The organism is Pseudomonas sp. KU26590 (genome assembly GCF_026153515.1).
GTDB lineage: Bacteria > Pseudomonadota > Gammaproteobacteria > Pseudomonadales > Pseudomonadaceae > Aquipseudomonas.
In genome coordinates this window covers 1,193,401-1,205,000 of record NZ_CP110644.1, presented here as the reverse complement: position 1 = coordinate 1,205,000, position 11,600 = coordinate 1,193,401, and the positions used below count along the sequence as shown (strand labels likewise).

Here is an 11,600-nt window from a genome sequence, read left to right as displayed (position 1 = left end):
AACCCAGCAGGTGCAGTGACACATAAGTAAAACACCACAGCCCCAGCTGCCGGCGGACCGCGACCCAGCCGGGCCAGCCCGTCGTGCGCTGCAACGGGGTCATGGCCAGCGAGATCAAAAGCAGGGTCAATGTCCCCAGGCCCAAGCGATCAACCAACACTTTCCCTGGATCAGGCCCCAAAGCAAAGATCCACGCCTGGTATAACCAATACATGGGAACTACAGCCGCTGCGATGAACACCGACACTCGCCAGTAGATGAAACGCATCAATAGTTTTTCCGTAAATCCAGGCCTGTATACAGAGAAGCGACTTGCTCCCCATACCCGTTGAACATCTCGGTCTGGCGAATGTTCGGACTGAACAACCCGCTGGGTAGACGCCGCTCGTGTGCCTGGGTCCAGCGTGGGTGGTCCACTGTCGGGTTCACATTGGCATAGAAGCCGTACTCGCTTGACGCGATGCTTTGCCAGGTCGTCTTCGGTTGCTCGCTTGTCAGACTGATGCGCACGATGGACTTCACGCTTTTAAAGCCGTATTTCCACGGCACCACCAAACGCAACGGCGCACCGTTCTGATTGGGCAGCTCCCGCCCATACATACCCACCGCCAGAATCGCGAGCGGGTTCATCGCCTCATCAAGGCGCAGTCCTTCTACATAAGGCCAGTCGATCAACGCGAACCCTGAGCGCTGACCAGGCATCGTCTTCGGGTCCTGCAGCGTTTCGAAGCGGATGTATTTGGCGTTCGCCGTGGGTTCAACCTGTTTGAGCAGCTCGGAGATCGGGAAACCCAGCCACGGAATCACCATCGACCACGCCTCTACGCAGCGCAGACGATAGATACGCTCTTCCATCTGATAGGGCTTCATGAAGTCTTCAAGCGCATAGCGGCCAGGCTTGCCGACCTCCCCATCAATAACCACGCTCCACGGCTCGGTTTTCAAGGAGCCGGCGTTTTGCGCAGGATCTCCCTTGTCGGTGCCGAACTCGTAGAAATTGTTGTAGTGGGTCGCGTCCTTGAACGGCGTGATCGTCTCGTCCTTGACGGTAACGGCTTGCCACTTCGTCGCAGGCAATTTGCCTTTGAACCAGTCAGGAGCCGCGCCGGCTTCGACGTCGGCGTAGCGCGAGGCCTCATCGGCTTGGGCCCAACGCGGCATCGCGCTAACGGCGAGTCCGGCAAGTGAGCTGCCAAGCAATGCTCGACGCGAGAGGTAAAGGGATTCGGGCGTGACATCCGACTCTTTGCAATCGGATGTAGAGGGGATCTTGATCAGCATGATGACTCCGCAGTTATAGAGAACTGAAGCATCTATAGCTGCGGAGTATGCGGGAAATGCAGGCTGACTAACTACCTCTGGCGACGCAGACGCAGCAGGTATTGGATCGGACCCGATGCTGCATAGCCGAGGAAGATCAGCAGCAGAATACGCGGCGGATCACTGAACACGACGGCAAACACCAGAACCACCGCCAGGATCGCAACAAACGGCACGCGCCCCTTGAGATCCAGCTCCTTGAAGCTGTTGTACTTGATGTTACTGACCATCAGCATCCCGGCGGCTGCAACCAATAGCGCGACCAGGAACGACAATTTCGAACCCTGAATGCCGTAATCGCTGAATGCCCAGACGGTACCCGCGACAACGCCCGCGGCGGCAGGACTTGCCAGGCCAATGAAGTAACGCTTGTCAGCCTTGCCCACCTGAGTGTTGAAGCGGGCCAGACGCAACGCTGCCCCCGCGACATAGATGAAGGCGACCATCCAGCCGACCTTACCCATGTCACCCAGCGCCCAGCCAAACGCCAACAATGCCGGCGCCACGCCGAAAGCGACCATGTCGGACAGCGAGTCATACTCTGCGCCGAATGCGCTCTGGGTGTTGGTCATCCGTGCAACGCGGCCATCCAGACCATCCAGCACCATCGCAACGAAGATGGCGATGGCGGAAAACGCGAAGTATTTACTCGCACTCACCTGATCACCCGCACTCAACGCGCTCTGCGCACTCATGGCGCTGATGATTGCGTAGAAGCCTGCGAACAGGTTCGCGGTGGTGAACAGATTGGGCAGCAGGTAGATGCCGCGATGGCGCACCTTGCGCCCTTCCGCGTCCTGACCCTCTTCAATGTGTTCATCAATCGGTAGCAGGCTTTCGGCGTCATAAGCCTTGTTCGGCTCTTCGGGACGTTCGCTCATGGACAATACCTTGCAGCTGAAGAATTTCGACAAATGCTTGCGACCGCTCGGCCGTCAAACGATGCAGCTTTATACCAGATGAGCCCCCATAACGAAAAAACGCGACCCGAGGGCCGCGTTTTTTTCCTGCAAGAACCGGATCTGCGATGTTAGTTCTTGGCTTGGTCGACGATCTTGTTCTTCGCGATCCAAGGCATCATCGAGCGCAGTTGCTCACCGATAACTTCCAGGCCGTGCGCTTTGTTGTTACGACGCTTGGCAGTCATCGAAGGGTAGCCGCTGGCGCCTTCGGCGATGAACATCTTGGCGTATTCGCCGTCCTGGATGCGCTTCAGAGCGTTGCGCATGGCCTGACGGGATTCGGCGTTGATGACTTCCGGACCGGTCACATACTCGCCGTATTCGGCGTTGTTGGAGATCGAGTAGTTCATGTTGGCGATACCGCCTTCGTACATGAGGTCTACGATCAGCTTCAATTCGTGCAGGCACTCGAAGTACGCCATTTCCGGCGCGTAACCGGCTTCAACCAGTGTCTCGAAACCGGCTTTGACCAGTTCAACGGTACCGCCACACAGAACGGCTTGTTCGCCGAACAGGTCGGTTTCGGTCTCGTCCTTGAACGTGGTTTCGATAATGCCGGTGCGGCCGCCGCCAACGCCCGAAGCGTACGACAGAGCGACGTTCTTGGCGTTGCCCGAAGCGTCCTGGTAAACGGCGATCAGATCAGGGATGCCACCGCCTTTGACGAACTCGGTACGCACGGTGTGGCCCGGTGCTTTTGGCGCGATCATGATCACGTCGAGGTCGGCACGAGGAACAACCTGGTTGTAGTGGATCGCGAAGCCGTGGGAGAAGGCCAGTGTTGCGCCCTTCTTGATGTTCGGCTCGATTTCGTTCTTGTACAGCTGGGACTGGAATTCGTCCGGGGTCAGGATCATGACCAGGTCTGCAGCGGCGACGGCGGAAGCCACGTCGGTCACTTTCAGGCCGTGAGCTTCAGCTTTGGCGACAGTGGCCGAACCCTTGCGCAGGCCAACGGTGACATCAACGCCGGAGTCTTTCAGGTTGCACGCTTGAGCGTGACCCTGAGAACCGTAACCGATGATGGCAACTTTTTTGCCCTGGATGATCGAAAGGTCGCAGTCTTTGTCGTAATAAACTTTCATGAAATTCCCCTGATAACTTGGCCGCAAGGCCATTTGCAAAATGAGTTTAAATGCTCAGCACTTTGTCGCCACGGGCAATACCCGTGACGCCGCTTCGTACGGTTTCCAGAATGGCAGTGGTGCCAATCGCCTGAATGAAGCTGTCCAGCTTGTCGCTTGTCCCGGTCAACTGCACGGTATAGACGCTGCTGGAGACATCAACGATCTGGCCGCGGAAGATGTCGGTGGTGCGCTTGATCTCCGCACGCTGAGCGCCGGTGGCTTTCACCTTGATCAGCATCAGCTCACGCTCAATGTGGGCGCTCTCCGACAAATCGACCAGCTTGACCACCTCGATCAGCTTGTTGAGGTTTTTGGTGATTTGCTCGATCACTTCATCATGGCCAACGGTGGTCAGCGTCAGACGCGACAAAGTCGGGTCCTCGGTTGGCGCCACCGTCAGGCTTTCGATGTTGTAGTTGCGCTGCGAAAACAGGCCGACCACACGAGAGAGCGCACCCGGTTCGTTTTCCAGCAGTAGCGAAATGATGTGCCGCATGGTTATGTCCGCTCCGTCTTGCTCAACCACATGTCGCGCATGGACCCGTCTCTGATCTGCATTGGATAAACGTGCTCGCCGACGTCAACCTGGATGTCGAGGAACACCAGACGATCTTTCATGGCGAACGCTTCTTCCATCTTCGGCTTCAGATCCTTGAGATCGGTGATGCGCATGCCGACATGCCCGTAAGCCTCGACCAGCTTCACGAAGTCAGGCAGCGACTCCATGTAAGAGTGCGAGTGACGGCCGCTGTAGCTCATGTCCTGCCACTGACGGACCATGCCGAGCACGCCGTTGTTGAGCAGGATGATCTTCACCGGCAGGTTGTACTGCAGACAGGTCGACAGCTCCTGAATGTTCATCTGAATGCTGCCTTCGCCGGTGACGCAGGCGACATTGTCATTCGGGAAGCTCAGCGCAACCCCCATCGCGGCAGGCAGGCCGAAGCCCATCGTGCCGAGACCGCCGGAGTTGATCCAGCGATTGGGTTTGTTGAAGCGGTAGTACTGAGCCGCGAACATCTGATGCTGACCCACATCGGAGGTGACGTAGGCATCGCCTTTGGTCACTTCACACAGCGTCTCGATGACGGTCTGCGGCTTGATGACGCTTCCGTCGCCACGGTTGTACGGGAACAGGTCACCGCCGGCACGCCACTCTTCGATCTGCTTCCACCACGTCTCGACCGAATCCTTGTTAGGGGTTTCGGCCAGCTCTTTGAGGGTCGCAACCATTTCGGTCAACACGCTCTCAACCGGTCCGACGATGGGCACGTCGGCCTTGATGGTCTTGGAGATCGAAGCCGGGTCGATGTCGACGTGAATGATCTTGGCGTTCGGGCAAAACTTGGCCGGGCCGTTGATCACGCGGTCGTCGAAACGTGCGCCAATCGCCAGAATCACATCGGCGTGGTGCATCGCCAGGTTGGCGGTATAGCTGCCATGCATCCCCAGCATGCCGACAAACTGGCGATCAGTGCCCGGGTAGGCACCCAGACCCATCAGCGTGTTGGTGACCGGAGCGTTCAATTGCTGCGCCAGTTCGGTCAGTTGCGCCGAACCATTGCCCATGATCACGCCGCCACCGGCGTAGATGATCGGGCGCTTGGCCGCGACCAGCATTTCTACGGCTTTGCGGATCTGGCCGGAGTGACCACGGACCGCCGGGCTGTAGGAACGCAGCTTGGCTTTCTTGGGGAAGATGTATTCAAACTTTTCAGCCGGGTTGGTCATGTCTTTCGGGATATCGACAACGACAGGACCAGGACGACCGGATTGGGCGAGGTAGAACGCCTTTTTCAGGACTTCCGGGATTTCCGACGGGTGCTTGATCATGAAGCTGTGCTTCACGATTGGGCGGGAGATACCGATCATGTCGGTCTCCTGGAACGCATCGGTACCGACCATGTTGCTCGGGACCTGACCGGACAGCACCACCATCGGAATCGAGTCCATATAGGCGGTCGCGATACCGGTGATGGCGTTGGTTGCGCCGGGACCCGAAGTCACCAGCACAACACCTGCCTTGCCGGTGGCGCGGGCGTAACCGTCAGCCATGTGAGTCGCGGCCTGCTCGTGACGAACGAGGATGTGGCTCACAGCCGGCTCTTTGAACAGCGCGTCGTATATATGCAGGAGGGCACCGCCAGGGTACCCGTAGATGTGCTCTACGCCTTCGTCACGCAAAAAGCGGACGACCATTTCAGCGCCAGATAAAAGCTCCACGTTGTTCACCTCTAAAACGCCAGAATACCGTCCACACAAGCGAGGAGACGGGTCTTAATAGGTTTACTGCAAAGCAGAGCATGAGCGACGGTGGTCGCCGACTACGTCAGCACTGACTGAGCAAGTATTGGGATCGCCCCTTAAGTGTTTCGGGGTCTTCCCACCCAGCGCGAGGTAACGCGTTGCGGGTGTTACGGGTCGGCGCGGGTGTGCGCCTCATGATCTACCGAGACGGTCTGCTTCTGGCAGTCCCTCTACAGCGAACTTTGGATTGTTCGGATTCGCCCCTCGCAAGTCAAGTCATCGATGCGCTTTCTTCGTCCACCGCCCGCCAAAAGGTACCGAATGAGGTCGTGGCGTCACGCTTGTGATAGGTTTCCGGCCATTGCCACAGAAGTAAGGAATCGGGAATGCGCTGGATGATTCTTGCAGCGACGCTGACACTTGCCGTCGCCCCGGCGGTCGGCCAGGCCGCGCAGATATACAAATGGGTCGACGCTCAGGGCGTCACGCATTTCGACGCCCAACCGCCTGCCGGGCAGGCAGCGCAGGCAATCGATACAGGGAAACCCGTCGCAGCCCCACCTGCTCCGCCCCCGCGGAACCAGGACGGCGCGCGTGAGCAGGAAGCGGTCGACGCCAAGGTCAGGAAGCAGGTCGCCGCGCAGGAAGCGAAGCGCAAAGAAGCGTGTGACGAACAGCGCACCAACCTTGCGCAACTGCAGAACAACCCGCGGGTGCGACAAGAAGTGAATGGCGAGTTCAGGCGGTTCACGGAAGAAGAGCGCCAGGCACGCATCGCCGAGGTCAAGAAGTACCTCGACGATCAGTGCAACTGAGGGTCAGACGGACTCAGTGATTAACCGGTCAAAGTCTTTCAGCAGCACCAGCAGGTGGCGCGCCTCGCGGATACGGTTGGCGTAAACCATCTCCGCCATTTCCAGGATGCCGGATGCCGTGGGCAATGGCAGATCCTGCTCAAGGATGATCTTCATGCGCGGCAGGAAGATCCATTGCAGCCACTGATCAAAATCCAGCGTGTCGACGCAGAAGGGCTCGCGGCTGGACAGGGACTCATCGCTGGGCGGCACTTCCTTCCACCACCCCAGCACTCGCAACTCGCGCTCGATCAACAGCAACTCATCCGCAATTTTCGGAAAGCGTTTATCCATTGGCTTTCTGCCGCGCCAGTGCAGCGCCGGCTGCGTCACCCTGCTTTTCACGCGACTGGGCAATCAGGCCCCAAAGACTGGCTTGAAGGCTGGCGCGACCATTGGCGTAGGTGAGAGCGCGACGGGCCAGCTGCTCAGCCTGAGGCGCATCGCCCTGGGCCAGGCGCACTTGCGCCAGACGGTAAAGGACCTGAGGCTCACGGGGGGCAACGCGTTGCGCACGCTCAAGGCTCGATGATGCGCCGTTGAGGTCACCACCGGATTGCTGCTGCTGAGCGGTGGTCAGCAACGCCAGCACCGGCCCATCCAGTTGCTCGTCTTCCGACAACCCGCCGCTGGATGCAGACGGAATGCCGGTCGGTGCCGACGCCGGCATGTTGTAGGTATTGCTGGTCGCTGGCGGCGGTGTGTAGGTGTTGTTCACCGGGGCCTGATTGACCGGCGACGTGCTGATCGGCGCCGTGGTGGGTGGCACAAATGTCGAAATAGGTGCGCCACTGGCGTTAGCGCCGCCGGGCACCATGACCGTGACCCCGGAGTCTTCCTGAATGGTCTGCGACTGCGCAGGCGCCTGAACCGGCGCGCGGTAGGTGTTGTTGCGTGTCGACGAAACGCGCTCGCCGTTAGAAACGCGTGACCCTGAATCCACCACCGGAATCGCACTGCGCGTCTGGGACGCGCAACCGTTGAGCAAAGCCAGAGCCGTTACAGCCGGAATCCACCACTTGTTCACGTCACATCCTCTTTGCTTAATTCAACCAGGCTCAATTCAACCAGCCTTTGACCCAGTCCATTACCGAATCGGCGGGCGCTGCTGCCCCACCGCAGGTCGGGCCGGGTTGCGGCTCACTGCCGCGAATATACGGCATCTGCACGGCGTTCGGGCAGCTGGCGTCGGTGCCTTCGCCAGTAGTGGCATTGACCCAGGCCTGCACGACGTTATCGGGCATCGCCATGTCCAGTGGCAGCGGATCGGCCTTCTTCATGAAGCTGGTCCAGATCTGCAGTGCGCCCGTGGCCCCGGTAAACGGCGTCTTGCCGTTATCGTCACGGCCCATCCAGACGATCGCCAGCAAGTCCTGGCTGAAACCGGCAAACCAGCTGTCGCGCGAGTCGTTGGTGGTGCCAGACTTGCCCGCCAGATTCAGCGTGCTCGGCAGCACGTTGTAAACCGATTTACCCGTGCCTTCGCGCATCACCCGCTGCATGGCGTTCTGCAGCAGATAGATCGAACCCGGGTCGAAACGTTGCTGAATCTGGAACGGGTAGCGCTTGAGCGGCTCCCCTTCGGCGGTCAGTACGCTGCGAATCCCGCGCAACGGCGTGTTGAAGCCGCCGCTGGCGATGGTCTGGTACATCGTCGCCACTTCGATCGGCGTGAGCGCCCCGGCACCCAGAAGCATCGACGGGAAAGCCGGCCACTCGCGGGTGACGCCCAGCTTGGTGAGGGTTTTGAAGACATTCGGTATGCCCAGGTCCAGGCCCAGCTTCGCGCTGGACAGGTTGTAGGAATGCGCCAGCCCCTGATACAGGAAAATGTTGCCGTGAGCTTTGTGATCGTAGTTCTGCGGCTTCCAGATCTGGCCATCGGCGCCTTTGACCTGGAAGGGCTCGTCCGGGATCCAGCTGGTCAGCGAGTATTGCTGCGGACGTTCGAGAGCGGTGAGGTAGATGGCCGGTTTGACCAATGACCCAATCGGCCGAACGGCGTCCAGCGCCCGGTTGAAACCCGCGAAGCCTGCCTGCCGGCTGCCGATCAGCGCCTGGACTTCGCCGGTTTCCGGATTGGTCACGACCATGGCCGTTTCCATCTCGTCCGCGCCTTTGCGCCCAGAGATTTTGGCGAAGCTTTCGCGCACGGCGGCTTCGGACTTCATCTGCAGAATCGGGTCGAAGCTGGTGAAGATCCGCAGGCCCTCTTCGGTCAAGTCTTCGTCGCGATAATCCTGACGGAGTTGGCGCTTCACCAGGTCTAGAAAATCCGGGAACGAGCTGTCGGCCAGCGACCCGACTTTGCTCACGCCCAGCGGCATCTTCTTCGCCGCAGCCACCACTTCAGGCGTGGCGACACCCTGTTGCTCCAGCAGATCGAGGACCAGATTGCGTCGTTCCAGCGCACGCTCAGGATTGCGCCGCGGGTTGTAATAGGAAGGCCCCTTGACCAGACCGACCAGCAAGGCGACCTGATGCAGCTTCAATTCTGACAGCGGCTGGCTGAAGAAATACTGACTCGCCAGACCAAAACCGTGAACCGCACGCTGACCGTCCTGCCCCACAAACACTTCGTTAAGGTAGGCCTCGAGGATCTCCTGCTTGCTGTAATGGATCTCCAGAAGAATGGCCATCATCGCTTCGGTCAGCTTGCGGGTGATGCTGCGCTCGTTGGTCAGGTAGAAGTTCTTGACCAGTTGCTGAGTCAGCGTCGATCCGCCCTGGCGCATCTGGCCAGCGGATGCGTTGATCCAGAAAGCTCGCACGATCCCCTTGGGGGACACACCGAAGTGATGGTAGAAATCCCGATCCTCCACCGTCACCAGCGTGTCGAGCAAGTAAGGCGGCGCCTGATCGAGCTTGATCAGAATCCGGTCTTCGAGATTCTTCGGGTACAAGCCGCCGATCATCAAAGGCTCAAGCCGCGCGACAGCAAGCTTGGCGCCATTGGCGGCGGTCAGTTCCGCGACGTAATCGCCGGAGAAGCGCACATGGATCTGCTGCGCTGGATCAGCGCCTTCATAGAACTGGAAGCCGCGGGTGTTGAGATCGACATTGTTGCCGTTGACCGCAGCAGCGCCCGGCCCGTTGGCCACGCTTTCGCGGCGATAGCCCAACGCATCGAGCTCCAGCAGGAAGTCATCGCGTGAAAGCTTCTGGCCGACGAACAGCTCCAATGGCCGTGCATAAACCTTGGCCGGAATGGTCCAGCGCTTGCCGGAGAATTTTTCCTGGACGATGGAATCCAGGTAAACGGCGAAGCAGCCAAGGATCACCAGCCCGACAAGACTGAGTTTCAGGGCCCAGCCCAACAGGCTGCGCAGGCGGCTGTTGGTGGGTTTGGGGGATTTTTTCGAGGTGCGGGATCGGGTCATGGCGGCGGATTATACGCACTTTCAAAGGCCCCGACAGACCGCCCTTTAAGCGGTTTGCAGCAATGTCTCCAGCAGCCATAATGGCCGCCTTTCGCTACTTCTCTATCGACTTATCACCTTTCAAGGATCGTCCGTGAGCCAGACACTGATAGCCGCGCTGCAAAACCCCGCCCTGTTTCCTCACCCGGTCGAACAATTTCAGGTTATCGAAACGCATATTTCCTGGGTGCTGCTCACAGGTCCCTACGTCTACAAGATGAAGAAGCCGGTCAATTTCGGTTTTCTGGACTTCACCAGCCTGCCGGCGCGTCAGCATTTCTGTGAGCAGGAGCTGATGCTGAACCAGCGCCTGACGGACGATCTGTACCTGGAAGTGCTGCCTGTCACCGGGAGCATCGAGGCGCCGCAGTTGAATGGCGAAGGCGAGGCCATCGAGTTCGTGCTGAAAATGCGCCAGTTTCCGCAAGACGGATTGCTCAGCACTTTGCAAGCCAAAGGCGAACTGACCACCGCGCACATCGATGACATGGCCCGGCAGATCGCCGAGTTTCATCTCAACTCGCCTAAAGTCCCGATGGAAAACCCACTCGGCAGCGCCGACAGCGTCATGGCGCCGGTCACACAGAATTTCGAGCAGATTCTGCCCTTCCTCAGCGAAAAGTCTGACCTCATCCAGCTGGAAGCGCTGGAAGCGTGGGCCAACACCAGTTTCGAGCGCCTCAAGCCTTTGATGAACCAGCGCAAGCTCGACGGTTTTGTTCGGGAATGCCATGGCGACATTCACCTGGGCAACGCAACACTGATCGATGGCAAAGTCGTGATCTTCGACTGCATCGAATTCAACGAGCCCTTCCGCATGACAGACGTCTATGCGGACATCGGTTTCCTGGCCATGGACCTTGAGGATCGCGGCCTGAAAAGCCTTTCCCGTCGATTCGTCAGCCAGTACCTGGAACTGACCGGCGACTACGCAGGCCTGCAACTGCTCAATTTCTACAAAGCCTACCGCGCACTGGTTCGCGCCAAAGTGGCGCTGTTCAGCCTGAATGCCGACGCCGACCAGGTGCAGCGCGCTGCAACATTGCGCCAGTATCGCAACTACGCCAACCTGGCCGAGAGCTACAGCGCGATCCCGTCCAACTTTCTGGCCATCACCCACGGCGTTTCCGCGGTCGGCAAGAGTCAGGTTGCGATGCGGCTGGTGGAAGCGCTGGGCGCCATCCGTCTGCGTTCAGATGTCGAGCGCAAGCGTGTATTCGCCGACCATGAAGATCTGTATTCCGCCGACGTCAGCGCTGCTACGTATCAGCGCCTGAACGAGCTGGCGGGTGTCGTGCTCCGCGCAGGCTTGCCGGTGGTCATCGATGCAACCTATTTGAAGCTCGCACAGCGTCAGGCGACTGCGCAGATTGCCGAGGCGATGGGCGCTCCTTTCCTGATCATTGATTGCGCCGCGCCAAAGGCGGTTATCGAGGGTTGGCTGGCGCAACGTCGGGCACAGAATCAGGATCCTTCCGACGCAACCATGGAAGTCATTGAAGCGCAGCTGACCAGTCGCGAAGCGCTGACCGCCGACGAGATACTCCGCAGCCGGCATGTCGAGACCAACGTCAGCGGTGATCTGGACACGCTGGTCGCAGACATTCGTCAGCATCTCCCGGGGCTCTGATATCCCGAGCCCACCAGTGGTCGAGTCGTGAAGGATATTGC

Annotated in this window: 11 protein-coding genes (1 of these 11 running past the window's edge); 2 read left to right on the top strand and 9 right to left on the bottom strand. The window is 59.1% G+C overall.

Annotated features, from left to right (window positions below; all coding sequences use genetic code 11):
• The 6 genes from msrQ to OKW98_RS05390 form a co-directional block, all read right to left on the bottom strand.
• Window positions 1-268: the 5' portion of a protein-methionine-sulfoxide reductase heme-binding subunit MsrQ gene (gene msrQ, locus OKW98_RS05415; protein WP_265388268.1), read on the bottom strand. 353 nt of this gene lie to the left of the window's left edge; 268 of the gene's 621 nt are visible here — the first part of the coding sequence; its start codon is at window positions 266-268; its stop codon lies off the left edge, out of view.
• A complete protein-coding gene (gene msrP / locus OKW98_RS05410) occupies window positions 268-1,281 on the bottom strand; it encodes a protein-methionine-sulfoxide reductase catalytic subunit MsrP (protein WP_265388267.1) in 1,014 nt (337 codons plus the stop codon). The genes msrQ and msrP overlap by 1 nt, the downstream gene beginning before the upstream one ends.
• Window positions 1,282-1,352: 71 nt before the next feature.
• Window positions 1,353-2,201 (bottom strand): CDP-diacylglycerol--serine O-phosphatidyltransferase, encoded by an 849-nt coding sequence (pssA, locus tag OKW98_RS05405; RefSeq protein ID WP_265388266.1) that lies wholly within the window; start codon window positions 2,199-2,201, stop codon window positions 1,353-1,355.
• 149 nt (window positions 2,202-2,350) lie between these two features.
• Complete coding sequence (ilvC, locus tag OKW98_RS05400) at window positions 2,351-3,367, bottom strand: ketol-acid reductoisomerase (protein WP_265388265.1); 1,017 nt, start codon at window positions 3,365-3,367, stop codon at window positions 2,351-2,353.
• 46 nt (window positions 3,368-3,413) lie between these two features.
• The gene (gene ilvN / locus OKW98_RS05395) at window positions 3,414-3,905 is read right to left on the bottom strand and encodes an acetolactate synthase small subunit (RefSeq protein ID WP_074892648.1); all 492 of its coding nucleotides are present in this window, start codon (window positions 3,903-3,905) and stop codon (window positions 3,414-3,416) included.
• 2 nt (window positions 3,906-3,907) lie between these two features.
• Complete coding sequence (locus OKW98_RS05390; protein WP_265388264.1) at window positions 3,908-5,632, bottom strand: acetolactate synthase 3 large subunit; 1,725 nt, start codon at window positions 5,630-5,632, stop codon at window positions 3,908-3,910.
• Between the two features lie 410 nt (window positions 5,633-6,042).
• Here OKW98_RS05390 and OKW98_RS05385 point away from each other — a divergent pair, with 410 nt between their 5' ends.
• A complete protein-coding gene (locus OKW98_RS05385) occupies window positions 6,043-6,471 on the top strand; it encodes a DUF4124 domain-containing protein (RefSeq protein ID WP_265388263.1) in 429 nt (142 codons plus the stop codon).
• Window positions 6,472-6,474: 3 nt separating this feature from the next.
• Here the strand turns inward: OKW98_RS05385 and OKW98_RS05380 are convergent, their stop codons facing one another.
• Genes OKW98_RS05380 through mrcB form a run of 3 tightly spaced genes read right to left on the bottom strand, consistent with a single transcriptional unit; the run spans window position 6,475 to window position 9,890 of the window.
• Window positions 6,475-6,804: a YqcC family protein gene (locus OKW98_RS05380; protein ID WP_265388262.1), complete on the bottom strand. Its 330-nt coding sequence runs from the start codon at window positions 6,802-6,804 to the stop codon at window positions 6,475-6,477.
• Window positions 6,797-7,537 carry a tetratricopeptide repeat protein gene (locus OKW98_RS05375; RefSeq protein ID WP_265388261.1) on the bottom strand — a complete coding sequence of 247 codons (741 nt, stop codon included), beginning with the start codon at window positions 7,535-7,537 and terminating at the stop codon, window positions 6,797-6,799. The genes OKW98_RS05380 and OKW98_RS05375 overlap by 8 nt, the downstream gene beginning before the upstream one ends.
• A gap of 31 nt (window positions 7,538-7,568) precedes the next feature.
• Window positions 7,569-9,890, bottom strand: coding sequence for a penicillin-binding protein 1B (mrcB, locus tag OKW98_RS05370; protein WP_265388260.1), 2,322 nt, complete (start codon window positions 9,888-9,890; stop codon window positions 7,569-7,571).
• A 133-nt stretch (window positions 9,891-10,023) separates the two neighbouring features.
• Between mrcB and OKW98_RS05365 the strand changes: the two genes are divergently transcribed.
• Window positions 10,024-11,559 (top strand): AAA family ATPase, encoded by a 1,536-nt coding sequence (locus OKW98_RS05365; RefSeq protein ID WP_265388259.1) that lies wholly within the window; start codon window positions 10,024-10,026, stop codon window positions 11,557-11,559.
• Window positions 11,560-11,600 lie beyond the last annotated feature (41 nt).